This window comes from Nocardioides pyridinolyticus (assembly GCF_054653575.1).
The window spans coordinates 73,489-89,245 of sequence record NZ_BAAIFY010000009.1 but is presented as its reverse complement, the minus strand read 5'-3'; the positions used below and the strand labels follow the sequence as shown (position 1 = coordinate 89,245).

Genomic DNA, 15,757 nt, shown 5'->3' with positions numbered 1-15,757 from the left:
TAAGTAGAGTAAGCCACACGACAATCGTTGCGGTGGATCGACTGTCGGAGCCGGACCGTAGGGTTGGGCACGTGCCATCGCCCGTGTCGTACCGGCCCGAGCCGGGGTCGATCCCGACCCAGCCGGGGGTGTACCGGTTCCGCGACCCGAAGGGGCGCGTGATCTACGTCGGCAAGGCCAAGAACCTGCGCGCGCGGCTGTCGTCGTACTTCCAGGACCTGCGCAACCTGCACGCCCGGACGGCCACGATGGTGACCACCGCCGCGAGCGTGGAATGGACGGTCGTGAAGACCGAGGTCGAGGCGCTCCAGTTGGAGTACTCCTGGATCAAGGAGTTCGACCCGCGGTTCAACGTGAAGTACCGCGACGACAAGTCCTACCCGTGGCTGGCGGTGACCGTCGGCGAGGAGTTCCCGCGGGTGATGGTCGGGCGCGGCGCCAAGCGCAAGGGCACCCGCTACTTCGGCCCCTACAGCCACGCCTGGGCCATCCGCGAGACCGTCGACATCCTGCTGCGGGTCTTCCCGATGCGCTCGTGCAGCAACGGCGTCTTCAAGCGCTCCCAGCAGATCGGCCGGCCGTGCCTGCTCGGCTACATCGACAAGTGCGTCGCCCCGTGCGTCGGCAACGTCACCGCCGAGCAGCACCGGGCGATCGTCGACGACTTCTGCGAGTTCATGGGCGGGCGCACCCGGCCGTTCATGAGGCGCATCGAGGAGGAGATGTACGCCGCCTCGGAGCAGCTCGACTTCGAGAAGGCCGCGCGGCTGCGCGACGACCTGGGCGCGATGAACCGGGCGCTGGAGAAGCAGGCGGTGGTGCTGAGCGACGGGGCGGACGCCGACGTGATCGCGCTCGCCGAGGACCCGCTCGAGGTCGCCGTGCAGATCTTCTACGTGCGCGGTGGGCGCATCCGCGGCCAGCGGGGCTGGGTCGCCGACCGGGTCGACGAGGGCGACACCGCGAAGCTCGTGGACGACTTCATCCTCCAGCTGTACGCCGGCGCCGGGGGCGACGAGATCCCCCGGGAGATCCTCGTGCCGGCCCTGCCGCCCGACCACGCGATCTACGAGCAGCTGCTCAGCGACCTGCGCGGTGCGAAGGTCGCGATCCGGATCCCGCAGCGCGGCGACAAGAAGGCCCTTCAGGAGACCGTCGCACAGAACGCGCTCCAGGCCCTCGCGCTGCACAAGACCAAGCGCGCCAGCGACCTGACGACCCGCAACCGCGCACTGGAGGAGATCCAGTCCGCGCTCGATCTCGACGACGTGCCGCTGCGGATCGAGTGCTACGACGTCTCCAACCTCCAGGGCACCGAGGTCGTGGCGTCGATGGTGGTCTTCGAGGACGGGCTGGCCCGCAAGAGCGAGTACCGCCGCTTCGTGATCCGCGGCGTCGACGGGCAGAACGACGTCGCGTCCATGCACGAGGTCATCACCCGACGGTTCAGGCGGCTGCTCGACGAGCAGGCCACGAGCACCGAGCAGGTCACCGAGAACGGCCCGATGCTCGTCGATCCCGAGACCGGCCGTCCCCGGAAGTTCGCCTACGCGCCCGGGCTGGTCGTCGTCGACGGTGGCCCGCCGCAGGTCGCGGCCGCCGAGCGTGCCCTGGCCGAGCTCGGCATCAACGACATCCCGGTGTGCGGCCTGGCCAAGCGTCTCGAGGAGGTGTGGCTGCCCGGCGAGGAGGACCCGGTGATCCTGCCGCGGTCCAGCGAGGGTCTCTACCTCCTCCAGCGGATCCGCGACGAGGCGCACCGCTTCGCCATCACCCACCACCGCTCGCGGCGCTCCAAGTCGATGGTCGAGAGCGTGCTGGACGACGTACCCGGTCTGGGGGAGGTACGCCGCAAGACGCTGCTCAAGCACTTCGGCTCGCTGAAGAAGCTCCGCGAGGCCGAGGTCGACGACATCGCGCAGGTGCCGGGCATCGGCCCGCGCACCGCCGCGGCGATCAAGGATGCGGTCGCGCAGGCGAGCAGCAAGAATCGGGCGGTGAGCGTCAACACCGCGACCGGTGAGATCGAGGAGGGCTGATGTCCGGAGAGGGCCGCCACGGCGAGCTCGTCGTGGTCACCGGCATGACCGGCGCCGGCCGCAGCACCGCGGCCAAGGAGCTGGAGGACCTCGGCTACTACGTCGTCGACAACATGCCGCCGTCGCTGCTGCGCGAGGTCGTCCGGCTGGTCGACGAGAGCCGGGGCGTCGAGCAGCCGATCGCGGTCGTCGTCGACGTGCGGTCCGGCTCGTTCTTCCAGTCGCTCCAGGCCAACCTCGCCCAGGGCGCGACCGGCCGGCACGCCACGCTGGTCTTCCTCGAGGCGACCGACGACGTCCTGGTCCGCCGCCAGGAGGCGGCCCGGCGGCCGCACCCGCTCCAGGGCTCGGGCCGGCTGCTCGACGGGCTCCAGCGCGAGCGCGTCGTGCTCGCCGACCTGCGCAGCGACGCCGACCTCGTCATCGACACCACCGCCCTCAACGTGCACCAGCTCACCGAGCGGATCGCCGACGCGTTCGGGACGCCCGACACCATGCGGCTGCGGGTCACCGTGACCAGCTTCGGGTTCAAGTACGGCATCCCGGTCGACGCCGACTTCGTCGCCGACATGCGCTTCCTGCCCAACCCGCACTGGATCCCCGAGCTGCGCCCCGGCACGGGCAAGGACCGGGACGTGTCGGCGTACGTGCTCGGCCAGCCGGGCGCGGGGGAGTTCCTCGACGGCTACGTCCCGGTGCTGGAGGGCGTCGCCGACGGCTACCTGCGCGAGGGCAAGCGGTTCATGACGGTCGCGATCGGCTGCACGGGCGGCAAGCACCGCAGCGTCGCGATGACCGAGGAGATCGTCCGCCGGCTCACCGCGTCCGGCTACGAGGCGCGGCCCAGCCACCGGGACCTCGGTCGCGAGTGATGGCCACCCGCGACCGTGCCCACCTGCGGGCACAGGCGGTCGTCGCGTTCGGCGGCGGCCACGGCCTCGCGGCGACCCTCCAGGCCCTGCGGCTCCTCGTCGACGACCTCGTGGTCGACGACCTGACCGCCGTGGTCACCGTCGCCGACAACGGCGGCTCGTCGGGTCGGCTGCGCACCGAGTTCGGCGTGCTCCCGCCGGGCGACCTGCGGATGGCGCTGGCCGCGCTGTGCGGCGAGCAGGAGTGGGGCGACACCTGGGCCCGCGTGCTCCAGCACCGCTTCGCCGGCGACGGCGAGATGCGCGGCCACGTGATCGGCAACCTGCTGATCGTGGGCCTCTGGGAGCAGCTCGGCGACCCGGTCGCCGCGCTGGACTGGGTCGGCAGGCTGCTCGGTACGTCGGGCCGCGTGCTGCCGATGGCGCTGACCCCGCTCGACATCACCGCCGAGGTGCGGGGGCTCGACCCCGGCCACCCGGACGCGCTGCGGACCGTGCGCGGCCAGGTCGAGGTCGCGACCACCGACGGCGTCATCGCCTCGATCGCGCTCGACCCACCCGACCCCGCGCCCTGCCCCGAGGCCATCGCGGCGGTCGGCGCGGCCGACTGGCTCGTGCTCGGGCCCGGCTCCTGGTTCACCTCGGTGATCCCGCACCTCATGGTCCCCGCCCTCCGCGAGTCCCTGGTCGCGAGCAGCGGCCGCGTGATCGTCACGCTCAACCTCGACGAGCAGGAGGGGGAGACGCCCGGCTTCGGGGCGTCCGACCACCTCGCCGTGCTGGCCGAGCACGCACCCGACCTGCGCGTAGACACCGTGCTCGCCGACGTCCGCCACGAGCAGGACCTCGACCTCCAGCACGTCGTCGAGGCGACCGGCGCGCGGCTCGTCGTCGCGGACGTGGCCCGGGACGACGGGACCGCCCGGCACGACCCGGTGAAGCTGGCGGCGGCGTACTCCTCCATCATGGGCGGCCGCTGACCCGCAGCTGCCGTCCCGCGTCGAGGGTCGTTGACGGGCGTGAAAGGATCGCGAGCATGGCGATGACGGCACAGGTGAAGGCAGAGCTTGCCTCCACCCAGATCACCAAGACGTGCTGCCGCAAGGCCGAGGTGGCCTCGATGCTGAGGTTCGCCGGCGGCCTGCACATCGTGAGCGGCAAGATCGTGGTCGAGGCCGAGTTCGACACCGGCGCGGCCGCCCGGCGCCTGCGCACGAACATCGCGGAGGTCTACGGCCACCAGTCCGACGTCGTCATGGTCCAGGGCAACGGCATCCGCAAGGGCAGCCGCTACATCGTGCGCGTCGTCAAGGACGGCGAGGCGCTGGCCCGCCAGACCGGGCTGCTCGATCAGCGCGGACGCCCGGTCCGCGGCCTGCCCCCGGCGGTCGTCTCCGGCGGGGGCTGCGACGCGGTGGCCGCCTGGCGCGGCGCCTTCCTCGCCCACGGCTCGCTCACCGAGCCCGGCCGCTCCTCGGCGCTCGAGGTGACCTGCCCCGGGCCCGAGGCCGCGCTCGCCCTCGTCGGCGTCGCCCGCCGGCTCGGCATCCACGCCAAGGCCCGTGAGGTGCGCGGCGTGGACCGGGTCGTGATCCGCGACGGCGACGCCATCGGCCAGCTGCTCACCCGGCTCGGCGCCCACGAGTCGCTGATGGCCTGGGAGGAGCGCCGGATGCGCCGCGAGGTGCGCGCCACCGCAAACCGGCTCGCGAACTTCGACGACGCCAACCTGCGCCGCTCCGCCCGGGCCGCGGTCGCCGCGGGTGCCCGGGTCGGCCGGGCGATGGAGATCCTCGGCGACGACGTCCCGGACCACCTCAAGATGGCCGGCGAGCTGCGCCTCGAGCACAAGCAGGCCTCCCTGGAGGAGCTCGGCCAGCTGCACGACCCGGTGCTCACCAAGGACGCGATCGCCGGCCGGATCCGCCGGCTGCTCGCCATGGCCGACAAGCGGGCCGAGGAGCTCGGCATCCCCGACACCGAGGCCTCGCTCACCCCGGACATGCTCGCCGAGGACGCCTGAGCCGGATACCCGGACGTACGCCGGACACCGGCGTGTGCCCGTCCCGCCCGGGCGATAGGGTCGAGACCGTCCCCTTGCACGCGTGAACGACTAGCAGGAGCAACCAGTGACTGTTCGTGTAGGTATCAACGGGTTCGGCCGGATCGGCCGCAACTTCTTCCGCGCCGTCCGTGCCTCGGGCCTGGACATCGAGATCGTGGCCGTCAACGACCTGACGGACAACAAGTCCCTGGCGCCGCTGCTCAAGTTCGACTCGATCCTGGGTCGCCTCGACGCCGACGTCACCCACTCCGAGGACGAGATCCGCGTCGGCGACCAGGTCGTGAAGACCTTCGCCGAGCGCGACCCGGCCGCCCTGAAGTGGGGCGACCTGGGCGTCGACGTCGTCGTCGAGTCCACCGGCTTCTTCACCGACGCGACCAAGGCCCGCGCCCACGTCGACAACGGCGGCGCCAAGAAGGTCATCATCTCCGCGCCGGCGTCCAACGAGGACGTCACGGTGGTCATGGGCGTCAACCACACGACGTACGACCCGGCCGCGCACACCGTCATCTCGAACGCGTCGTGCACCACCAACTGCCTCGCGCCGATGGCGAAGGCGCTGCACGAGGGCCTCGGCATCAACAAGGGCCTGATGACGACCATCCACGCCTACACCGCGGACCAGAACCTCCAGGACAACATCCACAAGGACCCGCGCCGCGCCCGCGCCGCCGCCCTGAACATGGTCCCGACCTCGACCGGCGCCGCGAAGGCGATCGGCCTGGTCCTCCCGGAGCTCAAGGGCAAGCTCGACGGCTACGCCATGCGCGTCCCGGTCCCGACCGGCTCGGCCACCGACCTGTCCTTCGAGGCCTCGCGCGAGACCTCGGTCGAGGAGGTCAACGAGATCGTCAAGGCGGCCGCGGACGGCAAGTTCCTCAAGTACTCCACCGACCCGCTGGTCTCCACCGACATCGTCACCGACCCGGCGTCCTGCATCTTCGACGCCCCGCTGACCAAGGTGATCGGCAACCAGGTCAAGGTGCTCGGCTGGTACGACAACGAGTGGGGCTATTCCAACCGCCTCGCTGACCTGATCGCGTACGTCGGCGAGACCCTCTGACGATGGGGGAGTACGCCGGGCTGGGCGACGTCCAGGGCAAGCGCGTCCTGGTCCGCTCCGACCTGAACGTGCCGCTCGACGGCACCACGATCACCGACGACGGGCGCATCCGCGCCAGCGTGCCGACCCTCAAGGCGCTCGCCGACGCGGGCGCTCGGGTCGTCGTGGTCGCCCACCTCGGTCGCCCGAAGGGCGAGCCGGACGAGCGCTACTCGCTCCGGCCCGTCGCCGCACGGCTCGGTGAGCTGCTCGACGCCGACGTCGTGTTCGCGCCCGACACCATCGGCGTCGAGGCGAGGCAGACCGTCGACGCGCTCGAGGACGGCCAGGTCGCCGTCCTCGAGAACGTGCGGTTCAACGCCGGCGAGACCAGCAAGGACGACGTCGAGCGCGGTGCGTTCGCCGACCTGCTGGCCGAGCTGGCCGACGCCTTCGTCTCCGACGGGTTCGGCGTGGTGCACCGCAAGCAGGCGTCGGTCTACGACGTCGCCCAACGGTTGCCGCACGCGATGGGCCAGCTCGTCGAGACCGAGATCGGCGTGCTTCGTCGGCTCACCGAGAGCCCCGAGCGGCCGTACGCCGTCGTGCTGGGCGGCTCCAAGGTCTCCGACAAGCTGGGCGTGATCGACAACCTGCTCGGCAAGGCCGACCGGCTGCTCATCGGCGGCGGGATGGTGTTCACCTTCCTCAAGGCCCAGGGCCACGAGGTCGGCAAGAGCCTCCTCGAGGAGGACCAGCTCGACACCTGCCGTGCCTACCTCGAGCGGGCCGAGAAGGCCGGCGTCGAGATCCTGCTGCCCACCGACATCGTGGTCGACACGGCGTTCCCCTCCGGCGACCGGGAGCCGGAGCCGCAGGTCGTGGCGGCCGACGCGATCCCGGACGACGCGCTCGGACTCGATATCGGCCCCGAGTCGGGCGCGGCGTTCGCCGCCGCGCTCGCCGACGCGAAGACCGTGTTCTGGAACGGCCCGATGGGCGTCTTCGAGGCCCCGGCCTTCGCCTCCGGCACCCGCGCGGTCGCCGGGGCGCTGGTGCGGGTCGACGGCCTCTCGGTCGTGGGCGGCGGCGACTCCGCTGCCGCCGTACGCACCCTCGGCTTCGACGAGGCGGCGTTCGGCCACATCTCGACCGGCGGTGGCGCCAGCCTCGAGTACCTCGAGGGCAAGGAGCTCCCCGGCATCAAGGTCCTGGAGGACTGACCCACATGGCGAAGAACCGCACCCCGCTGATGGCGGGGAACTGGAAGATGAACCTGAACCACCAGGAAGCGGTGGTGCTGGTCCAGAAGCTCGCCTGGACGCTGGCGGACAAGAAGCACGACTACGGTCGGGTCGAGGTCGTCGTCCTGCCGCCGTTCACCGACCTGCGCTCGGTGCAGACGCTGGTCGACGGCGACCGGCTGCTGGTGAAGTACGGCGCGCAGGACGTCTCGCAGCACGAGTCCGGCGCCTACACCGGTGAGATCTCCGCGGGCATGCTGGCCAAGCTCGGCTGCTCCTACGTCGTTGTGGGGCACAGCGAGCGCCGCCAGTACCACGGCGAGTCCGACGAGCTGGTCGCCGCCAAGGCCCGGGCGGCGCTCGCGGCCGGCATGACGCCGATCGTGTGCGTGGGCGAGGGCCTCGAGGTGCGCCAGGCCGGCGAGCACGTGCCCTACGTCATCTCGCAGACCGTCGGCTCGCTCGCGGGGTTCACCTCCGAGCAGGTCGCCGGCCTGGTGATCGCCTACGAGCCCGTGTGGGCCATCGGCACCGGCGAGGTGGCGACCCCGGAGGACGCGCAGGAGGTCTGCCAGGCCATCCGCGCGCAGGTGCGCGAGGCGCACGGCGACGCGGCCGCCGACGGCGTACGCATCCTGTACGGCGGCTCCGTGAAGGCGGCCAACGTCGCCGGGATCATGGCGCAGGCCGACGTCGACGGCTGCCTGGTGGGCGGAGCGAGCCTCCAGGCGGACGAGTTCGGCGGCATCTGCCGCTTCTACGACATGCCGATCATCTGATCCGCGACGCTCTGACGTAGGCTTCCGACCGTGGAACTGCTCTTCACCATCGTGCTGATGATCTCCAGCGCCCTCATGATCCTCCTCGTGCTCCTGCACAAGGGTCGTGGCGGGGGTCTCTCGGACATGTTCGGCGGTGGCGTCTCCAGCTCGCTCGGCGGCTCGTCGGTCGCCGAGCGCAACCTCGACCGCCTGACGGTCGGTATCGGCGTCATCTGGTTTGCCTGCGTGCTGGCCCTCGGCCTGCTGCTGGCGTACTGACACTTCGAGAAAGGGAAACCGTTCCGTGGCTGGTGGAGGAAACGCTATTCGCGGGAGCCGGGTGGGAGCCGGCCCGATGGGCGAGGCGGAGCGTGGCGAAGCCGCGCCGCGCCAGGCTGTCACCTACTTCTGCGCCAACGAGCACCGCTCGATGGTGACCTTCTCGACCGAGGCGCAGGTGCCGGAGTCATGGGACTGCCCCAAGTGCGGTCTGCCGGCGAGCCTCGACTCCGAGAACCCGCCCCCGGCTCCGAAGATCGAGCCGTACAAGACCCACCTGGCCTACGTGAAGGAGCGGCGCTCCGACAAGGAGGCCGCCGACATCCTGGACGAGGCCCTCGAGCTGCTCCGCTCCCGCCGCAAGTCCGGCGACATCATCTTCTGACGCTGACCTGTCACTTCTGGTCGCCCCAAGGGGCCTGACCCGTCAGTTCTGGTCTGTGGAGAAGCCCGACGGGCTCGGCCCACCCGGGCAGGCTCCTCGACATGCCGTCGTGGTGTCCGCCCGAGTTGCTCCTGCTGGACGAGCGCTGTCCGCTCCCGCTCGACCTGCCGTTCACGGCGCCGCAGGCAGACGCGCTGGGCGTCTCCCGGGGACAGCTCAGGCGGCTGCTGGCCCGAGGTCTGGTCAGGCGGGAGGTGCAGGGTGTGTATGCCGTCGCCCAGGCGCCCCGCGACCTGGTCTTCCGTGCGACGGCGCTGAGCCTGGTCGTCTCGCCGAGTGCTGTCGTCACGGACCGCACCGCGGCCTGGTTGCACGGGGTCGACATCCTGCCGCGGAGCGCACGCACCAGCGTCGTACCCGTGTCGGTGCACCAGCGGCCCGGCACCCGCTGCCGCCGGCAGGCGGCGACGGGTGGAGAACGGATGCTCCTCCGGCGTGACGTCGTCGACGTCCACGGGCTGGCGGCCACGTCGCCGGAACGGACCGCGCTCGATCTCGGACGGGCTCTGTGGCGCTTCGATGCCCTGGCGGCGCTCGACCAGTTCCTGCGTCTCGGGGTCGACAGGGACGATCTGCTCCTCGAGCTGCCCCGGTTCAAGGGCTATCGAGGGGTGGTCCAGCTCCGCATGCTGCTGCCGATCGCCGACCCCCCTGCGGAGTCGGTCGCCGAGTCGGCGCTGCGGCTGCACTGGTACGACGCCGGCCTCCCGGAGCCCGAGCTCCAGTGGTGGGTGCCCGACGACCTCGGGCTCCAGCGCTACCGGCTCGACCTCGCGCTCCCGTCGCTGCGTTACGCGGCCGAGTACGACGGCGAGGAGTTCCACACCGACCCGCAGCACGACGCCGACCGCCGGCAGTGGCTGGCGGAGCGCGGTTGGACGATGGCGGTCTTCCGCCGCGATGACGTCTATCGTCTCGGTGCCGATCCCGCCCCGCGGCTGCGGGCAGGCCTGGCAGAGGCTCGTCGACGGTTGGTGCCGGCCTCGACGTACTGACCAGAAGTGACGGGCCAGCGTGTCCTGGACAGCCAGAAGTGACAGGTCGGCGTCAGAGCTGGGAGGCCGCCCCACGGTCGAGGAACCAGATGGTCTCGTCGTGGCCGGTGACGCCGGCGGCGGGGATGTCGTGGCGGTCGGCACCGCCGAGGGCCTGCGCGACGGCACCGGACTTGCCGTCGCCGCTGACGAGGAACCACACCGCCTTCGCGCGGTTCAGCGCCGGGAAGGTGAGGGTGATCCGCTCGGGCGGGGGCTTCGGCGACCCGGTGACGCCGGCGGAGAGGGCGTCGGTGACGTCGAGCTGCGGGAACCCCGGGAAGAGCGAGGCGACGTGCCCGTCGGGGCCGATGCCGAGCATCACGACGTCGAGCTCGCCGCTGCCGTGCTCCCTCAGCGTCGCGGCGTACGCCGCCGCGCCCTCGTCCGCGGTCGCGGCGTCGGCCGTCGACGGCATCTCGTGGACCCGGGTCGCGCCGACGGCGTCGAGGAACGCCTCGCGCGCCTGGCGCGCGTTGCGGTCGGGGGAGTCGGGCGCGACGAAGCGCTCGTCGCCCCACCACACGACGACCTGCGTCCAGTCGACCTGCGTGGAGGGCGACAGGCGGGCGACCTCGCGGTGGATCTCCTCGGCGATGGTGCCGCCGGTGAGGGCGACCTGCGGGACGTGGCCGGCCGCCTGGGCGTCGGCCAGCCGGGCGAGCAGCTCGCCGGCGACGGCCGTGGCGAGGGCCGCGGCGTCGGGGTGGACCTCGATGCGCGGGGCGCTGGTCACTTCCTGCTCGCCTCCATCTTGCGCAGCCGCTTGGTCGTCTCGGCGTAGATCTCGTCCTCGTCGAGCCGGCGCAGCTCCTCGGCCAGCAGCTCAGGCAGGTCGCGGCGCTTGAGCGCGACCGGCCGGTCGGGGTGGTCGGGCACCGAGAACACCGCCAGCTTGCCGTCCGGGCGGGAGATCCGCGCCTCGCCCTGGTTGGTCCGGAGGACGACCTCGGTGATGCCCGGGCCGCGCGAGCTCTTGCGGTCCACCGGCACCTTCAGCCGGTCGACCAGCCAGGCGGCCAGCAGCTCCGCGCTGGGGCTGACCCGCTCGGCGGTGACCGACGCGGCGGACACCTTCATGCCCGGCCGCTGGTCCATGATCGCGGCGAGCAGGGCGCGCCACGGGGTGATCCGGGTCCAGGCCAGGTCGGTGTTGCCGTCGGTGTAGGCGACGCACTGCTGGAGCATCGCCCTCTGCTTGCCCCGCGTGGCCGACGCGGCGTCGGTGATCCGGCGCTGCGCGAGCCGGCCGAGCGGGTCGTTCGCGGGGTCGGCCGGCGGGTCGTCGGGCCACCACACGGCCACGGGGGAGTCGGGCAGCAGCAGCGGGAGGACGACCGACTCGCAGTGCCTCACGACCTCGCCCTTGAGCCGGATGAGCGCGGTCTCGCCGCTCCAGCCGGAGCCGGTGCCCACCTGCGCGTTGATCTCCGACGCGCCGCGGGCGTCGCCGAGGATCACGCCCAGCACACGAGAGGGGTGCTCGTGGGAGGCCGCCCGAGCGGCGCGCATGGCGTCCTCGGCGTCCTCCTCGTCGACGACGATGACCAGCGTCATCACCATGCCCATCGCGGGGCTGCCGGCGCGCACCCGCGCGCGCTGCAGCTCGGCGGCGATCTCCGAGGAGTTGGTGTTGGTGAGCTCGATCATGGTCGCCTCCAGGTGCGTCCGTCACGGGCCAGCATCGCGTCGGCCGATGCCGGGCCCCAGCCGCCCGAGTCGTACGGCTCGGGTCGGCCCTTGCCCTTCGCGTCCTGCTTGGCCCAGTACTCCAGGATCGGGTCGAGAATCTTCCAGGACAGCTCGACCTCCTCGTGCCGCGGGAACAGCGGCGGGTCACCGAGCAGGACGTCGAGGATCAGCCGCTCGTAGGCCTCCGGCGAGGACTCGGTGAACGCGCCGCCGTAGACGAAGTCCATGTTCACGTCGCGGATCTCCATCTGCGTGCCGGGCACCTTCGACCCGAACCGCAGCGTGACGCCCTCGTCGGGCTGGATCCGGATGACCAGCGCGTTCTGGCCGAGCTCCTCGGTGGCCGAGTCGGAGAACGGCAGATGGGGTGCGCGCTTGAAGACGATCGCGACCTCGGTGACCCGGCGGCCCAGCCGCTTGCCGGTGCGGAGGTAGAACGGGACGCCGGCCCACCGGCGGGTCTCCACCTTGAGGGTCACGGCGGCGTACGTCTCCGTGGTCGAGGTGCGCTTGATGCCCTCCTCCTCCAGGAAGCCCACGACCTTCTCCCCGCCGGCCCAGCCGGCGGCGTACTGGCCGCGGGCGGTGGTCAGGTCGAGGCGCCGGGGGAGCGTGACGCTGGCGAGGACCTTCTGCTTCTCGATGCGCAGGGCGTCGGCGTCGAACGCCGTCGGCTCCTCCATCGCGACCAGCGAGAGCAGCTGGAGCAGGTGGTTCTGGATGACGTCGCGCGCGGCGCCGATGCCGTCGTAGTAGCCGGCGCGGCCGCCGATGCCGATGTCCTCGGCCATCGTGATCTGCACGTGGTCGACGTAGTTGGAGTTCCAGATCGGCTCGAACATCTCGTTGGCGAAGCGCATCGCCAGGATGTTCTGCACGGTCTCCTTGCCGAGGTAGTGGTCGATCCGGAAGATCGACCCCGGCGGGAACACGTCGCCCAGGGTGCGCTGGAGCTGCCGCGCCGACTCGAGGTCGTGGCCGAACGGCTTCTCGATCACGACCCGGCGCCAGGAGCTCTCGTCGCGCGCGTGGGCGAGCCCGTGCTCCTTGAGCTGGTCGACGACGTTGCCGAAGAAGCCCGGCGGGATCGCGAGGTAGAAGGCGTGGTTCCCGCCGGTGCCGCGCAGGTCGTCGAGCTCCTCGATGGTGCGCCGGAGCTGGTCGAAGGCGTGGTCGTCGTCGAAGTCGCCCGGGACGAACCGGAAGCCCTCGGCGAGCTGGTCCCAGACCTCCTCGCGGAACTCCGTGCGGGCGTGGGCCTTCACCGAGTCGTGGACGATCTGCGCGAAGTCCTGGTCGGCCCAGTCACGGCGGGCGAAGCCGACGAGGCTGAAGCCGGGCGGCAGCAGGCCGCGGTTCGCCAGGTCGTAGATCGCGGGCATGATCTTCTTGCGCGACAGGTCGCCGGTGACGCCGAACAACACCATGCCGCACGGGCCGGCGATCCGGGGCAGCCGCCGGTCCCGGGGGTCCCGCAGCGGGTTCACGTGGGTCTCGGACGTCACTGGCGGTGCCTCCGGTAGTAGTCGATGAGCGCCCGCGTGGACGGGTCCTGCTGCGCGGCGACCGCCGGGTCGCCGGCCACCGCCGGCATGAGCTGCTGGGCGAGCTGCTTGCCGAGCTCGACGCCCCACTGGTCGAAGGAGTCGATGCCCCACACGACGCCCTCCACGAACGTGAGGTGCTCGTACAGCGCGATCAGCTGGCCGAGCACCGAGGGCGTCAGCGCCGGCGCCATGATCGACGCCGTCGGCCGGTTGCCGGGGAACACCCGGGCCGGCACCAGCGCCTCGTCGGTGCCCTCCGCCCGGACCTCGTCGGCGGTCTTGCCGAAGGCGAGCGCCCGGGTCTGGGCGAAGAAGTTGGCGAGGAACAGCTCGTGGACGTCGGTCCCGCCGTCCTTCAGGGGGTACGCCGGCGTCGCGAACGCGATGAAGTCGGCCGGGATCAGCCGCGTGCCCTGGTGGATCAGCTGGTAGAACGCGTGCTGCCCGTTGGTGCCGGGCTCGCCCCAGAACACCTCGCCGGTCGACGTGCCGACGGGGGAGCCGTCCCAGCGCACGCCCTTGCCGTTGGACTCCATCGTCAGCTGCTGGAGGTACGCCGGGAACTGGTGCAGCAGCTGGGCGTAGGGCAGCACCGCGTGGGTCTCGGCGCCGAGGAAGTTCGTGTACCAGACGTTGAGCAGCCCCATCAGCGCCGGGACGTTGTCCTCCAGCGGGGTGGCGCGGAAGTGCTGGTCCATGGCGTGGAAGCCGGCGAGGAGGTCCGCGAAGGCCTCGGGCCCGATCGCCACGACCAGCGAGGTGCCGATCGCGGAGTCCATCGAGTAGCGGCCACCGACCCAGTCCCAGAAGCCGAAGGCGTTCTCGGGGTCGATGCCGAAGTCCGCGACCTTGTCGAGGGCGGTCGAGACCGCGACGAAGTGCCGGGCGACCGCCTCGGCCTGGTCCTGCCCCGCGAGCCCGTCGAGCAGCCAGGCCTTGCAGAGACGTGCGTTCGTCAGCGTCTCGAGCGTGCCGAACGTCTTGCTGGACACGATGAACAGCGTCGTGGCCGGGTCCAGCCCGGCCAGCGTGGTGGCGGCGTCGGTCGGGTCGATGTTGCTGATGAACCGGCACTCCAGGCCCGCCCCGCCATCCGGCAGAGTGCGGTACGCCGCCAGCGCCTCGTACGCCATCACCGGACCGAGGTCCGAGCCGCCGATGCCGATGTTGACGACCGTGCGGATCCGTTCGCCCGTCGCGCCGGTCCACGCACCGGACCGGACGCGCTCGGCGAAGTCGTACACGCGGCGGAGCACCTCGTGCACCTCGCGCACGACGTCCTGGCCGTCGAGGCTCGGCCGTTCGTCGGGCGACGCGTCGGCCGGCAGTCGGAGCGCCGTGTGCAGGACGGCGCGGTCCTCGGTGACGTTGATCCGGTCACCGCGCAGCATCGCGTCGCGGCGCTCCTCGACACCGACCTCGCGGGCCAGGTCGAGCAGCGCCGGCAGCACGTCGCCGTGCAGCAGCGACTTCGACAGGTCGACGTAGAGGTCGGCCGCGGTGAACGTCAGCCGGTCGACCCGGCCCGGGTCCTCGCCGAACCAGCGCCGCAGGTCCGGCTCGAAGTCGGCGGCGAGCGCCGCCAACCGCGACCACGCCGCGGTCGTGGTCGGGTCGACGGGCGCGTCCGTCACGCCTTGGCCTTCTCCATCTGGCCCGACACGGTCTCGAGGAGCTCGGTCCACGAGGTCTTGAACTTGTCGACGCCCTCCTGCTCGATCGTCCACACGACGTCGGCCCAGTCCACGCCCACCTCGCCGAGGCGCTCGAGCACGGCGCGGCCCTCGCCGGCCTTGCCGGTGACGACGTCGCCGAGCACCTCGCCGTGGTCGGCGAAGGCGTCGAGCGTCTTCTCCGGCATGGTGTTCACGGTCTCGGCGACGACCAGGTCGCGGACGTACATCGTGTCGTCGTAGTCCGGGTTCTTGACGCCGGTGGACGCCCAGAGCGGCCGCTGCCGGTTGGCGCCGGCGGCCGCGAGGTCGCGCCACCGCTCGGAGCCGAACACCTCCTCGAACGCGCCGTACGCCGCCAGGGCGTTCGCGACGGCGGCCTTGCCCCGCAGCGCCAGCGCCGTGTCGGTCCCGACCGCCTCGAGGCGCTTGTCCACCTCGGTGTCCACCCGCGAGATGAAGAACGACGCGACCGAGTGGATCTGCGACAGGTCGCGGCCGGTCTCGCGAGCCCGCTCCAGGCCGGTGAGGTAGGCGTCCATGACCTCGCGGTAGCGGTCCTCGCCGAAGATCAGCGTGACGTTGACGCTGATGCCCTCGGCGGTCACGGCGGTGATCGCCGGCAGGCCCTCGAGGGTCGCCGGGATCTTGATCAGGGCGTTCGGACGGTCGACGGCGGCCCACAGCGCCTTCGCGGACGCGATCGTGCCCTCGGTGTCGTTGGCGAGCGTCGGCTCGACCTCGATCGAGACCCGGCCGTCGTACGGGGTCGCGTCGAACACGGGCCGCATGATGTCGCAGGCGTTGCGGACGTCCTCGGTGGTGAGGTCGAAGACGACCGAGTCGACGTCCTGGCCCTTCTCGACGAGCTGGCGGACCTGCTCGTCGTACCGCTCGCCGTCGGCGATGGCGCCGGCGAAGATCGTCGGGTTGGTCGTGACGCCGACGACGTGCTTCTGCTCGACCAGCTCGGCCAGGTTGCCGGTCTCGATGCGCTCGCGGGAGAGATCGTCGAGCCAGATCGAGACTCCCGCGTCGGACAGTGCCTTCAGACGGTCACTCAT

15 protein-coding genes are annotated in these 15,757 nt (G+C 71.6%); 10 read left to right on the top strand and 5 right to left on the bottom strand.

Annotated elements, in window-relative coordinates:
* Window positions 1-71: 71 nt before the first annotated feature.
* From uvrC to ACYQ0U_RS10435, 10 genes are all read left to right on the top strand, one after another.
* Window positions 72-2,039, top strand: a complete 1,968-nt coding sequence (gene uvrC / locus ACYQ0U_RS10480) for an excinuclease ABC subunit UvrC (RefSeq protein ID WP_459972435.1) — start codon at window positions 72-74, stop codon at window positions 2,037-2,039.
* Window positions 2,039-2,911, top strand: a complete 873-nt coding sequence (gene rapZ / locus ACYQ0U_RS10475) for an RNase adapter RapZ (RefSeq protein ID WP_459972433.1) — start codon at window positions 2,039-2,041, stop codon at window positions 2,909-2,911. The genes uvrC and rapZ overlap by 1 nt, the downstream gene beginning before the upstream one ends.
* Window positions 2,911-3,891: a gluconeogenesis factor YvcK family protein gene (locus tag ACYQ0U_RS10470; RefSeq protein ID WP_459972432.1), complete on the top strand. Its 981-nt coding sequence runs from the start codon at window positions 2,911-2,913 to the stop codon at window positions 3,889-3,891. The genes rapZ and ACYQ0U_RS10470 overlap by 1 nt, the downstream gene beginning before the upstream one ends.
* A gap of 56 nt (window positions 3,892-3,947) precedes the next feature.
* A complete protein-coding gene (gene whiA / locus ACYQ0U_RS10465; protein WP_459972431.1) occupies window positions 3,948-4,934 on the top strand; it encodes a DNA-binding protein WhiA in 987 nt (328 codons plus the stop codon).
* 106 nt (window positions 4,935-5,040) lie between these two features.
* Complete coding sequence (gene gap / locus ACYQ0U_RS10460; protein ID WP_459972430.1) at window positions 5,041-6,039, top strand: type I glyceraldehyde-3-phosphate dehydrogenase; 999 nt, start codon at window positions 5,041-5,043, stop codon at window positions 6,037-6,039.
* 2 nt (window positions 6,040-6,041) lie between these two features.
* Window positions 6,042-7,241 (top strand): phosphoglycerate kinase, encoded by a 1,200-nt coding sequence (locus tag ACYQ0U_RS10455; protein WP_459972428.1) that lies wholly within the window; start codon window positions 6,042-6,044, stop codon window positions 7,239-7,241.
* A 5-nt stretch (window positions 7,242-7,246) separates the two neighbouring features.
* Window positions 7,247-8,041: a triose-phosphate isomerase gene (tpiA, locus tag ACYQ0U_RS10450; protein WP_459972426.1), complete on the top strand. Its 795-nt coding sequence runs from the start codon at window positions 7,247-7,249 to the stop codon at window positions 8,039-8,041.
* A 30-nt stretch (window positions 8,042-8,071) separates the two neighbouring features.
* Window positions 8,072-8,302: a preprotein translocase subunit SecG gene (gene secG / locus ACYQ0U_RS10445; protein WP_459972424.1), complete on the top strand. Its 231-nt coding sequence runs from the start codon at window positions 8,072-8,074 to the stop codon at window positions 8,300-8,302.
* A gap of 25 nt (window positions 8,303-8,327) precedes the next feature.
* A complete protein-coding gene (locus ACYQ0U_RS10440; protein WP_459972422.1) occupies window positions 8,328-8,687 on the top strand; it encodes an RNA polymerase-binding protein RbpA in 360 nt (119 codons plus the stop codon).
* A gap of 101 nt (window positions 8,688-8,788) precedes the next feature.
* Entirely contained in the window at window positions 8,789-9,742 is a 954-nt protein-coding gene (locus ACYQ0U_RS10435; RefSeq protein ID WP_459972418.1) for a type IV toxin-antitoxin system AbiEi family antitoxin, read from the top strand.
* A gap of 52 nt (window positions 9,743-9,794) precedes the next feature.
* Here the strand turns inward: ACYQ0U_RS10435 and pgl are convergent, their stop codons facing one another.
* From pgl to tal, 5 genes are read right to left on the bottom strand one after another with little or no spacing between them, the layout of a single operon-like run.
* Window positions 9,795-10,517, bottom strand: a complete 723-nt coding sequence (gene pgl, locus ACYQ0U_RS10430) for a 6-phosphogluconolactonase (RefSeq protein ID WP_459972416.1) — start codon at window positions 10,515-10,517, stop codon at window positions 9,795-9,797.
* Window positions 10,514-11,431: a glucose-6-phosphate dehydrogenase assembly protein OpcA gene (locus ACYQ0U_RS10425; RefSeq protein ID WP_459972414.1), complete on the bottom strand. Its 918-nt coding sequence runs from the start codon at window positions 11,429-11,431 to the stop codon at window positions 10,514-10,516. Before ACYQ0U_RS10425 ends, pgl begins: the two co-directional genes overlap by 4 nt.
* Complete coding sequence (gene zwf, locus ACYQ0U_RS10420) at window positions 11,428-12,978, bottom strand: glucose-6-phosphate dehydrogenase (protein ID WP_459972412.1); 1,551 nt, start codon at window positions 12,976-12,978, stop codon at window positions 11,428-11,430. Before zwf ends, ACYQ0U_RS10425 begins: the two co-directional genes overlap by 4 nt.
* Window positions 12,975-14,654, bottom strand: a complete 1,680-nt coding sequence (gene pgi / locus ACYQ0U_RS10415; protein ID WP_459972410.1) for a glucose-6-phosphate isomerase — start codon at window positions 14,652-14,654, stop codon at window positions 12,975-12,977. The genes zwf and pgi overlap by 4 nt, the downstream gene beginning before the upstream one ends.
* Entirely contained in the window at window positions 14,651-15,757 is a 1,107-nt protein-coding gene (gene tal / locus ACYQ0U_RS10410) for a transaldolase (RefSeq protein WP_459972407.1), read from the bottom strand. Before tal ends, pgi begins: the two co-directional genes overlap by 4 nt.

What these genes read in the sequence shown, in the direction of transcription:
- rapZ (WP_459972433.1), top strand. Translation starts at nt 2,039, where the DNA reads ATGTCCGGAGAGGGCCGCCACGGCGAGCTCGTCGTGGTCACCGGCATG.
- ACYQ0U_RS10470 (WP_459972432.1), top strand. Translation starts at nt 2,911, where the DNA reads ATGGCCACCCGCGACCGTGCCCACCTGCGGGCACAGGCGGTCGTCGCG.
- whiA (WP_459972431.1), top strand. Translation starts at nt 3,948, where the DNA reads ATGGCGATGACGGCACAGGTGAAGGCAGAGCTTGCCTCCACCCAGATC.
- ACYQ0U_RS10455 (WP_459972428.1), top strand. Translation starts at nt 6,042, where the DNA reads ATGGGGGAGTACGCCGGGCTGGGCGACGTCCAGGGCAAGCGCGTCCTG.
- tpiA (WP_459972426.1), top strand. Translation starts at nt 7,247, where the DNA reads ATGGCGAAGAACCGCACCCCGCTGATGGCGGGGAACTGGAAGATGAAC.
- ACYQ0U_RS10435 (WP_459972418.1), top strand. Translation starts at nt 8,789, where the DNA reads ATGCCGTCGTGGTGTCCGCCCGAGTTGCTCCTGCTGGACGAGCGCTGT.
- ACYQ0U_RS10425 (WP_459972414.1), bottom strand. Translation starts at nt 11,431, where the DNA reads ATGATCGAGCTCACCAACACCAACTCCTCGGAGATCGCCGCCGAGCTG.
- tal (WP_459972407.1), bottom strand. Translation starts at nt 15,757, where the DNA reads ATGAGTGACCGTCTGAAGGCACTGTCCGACGCGGGAGTCTCGATCTGG.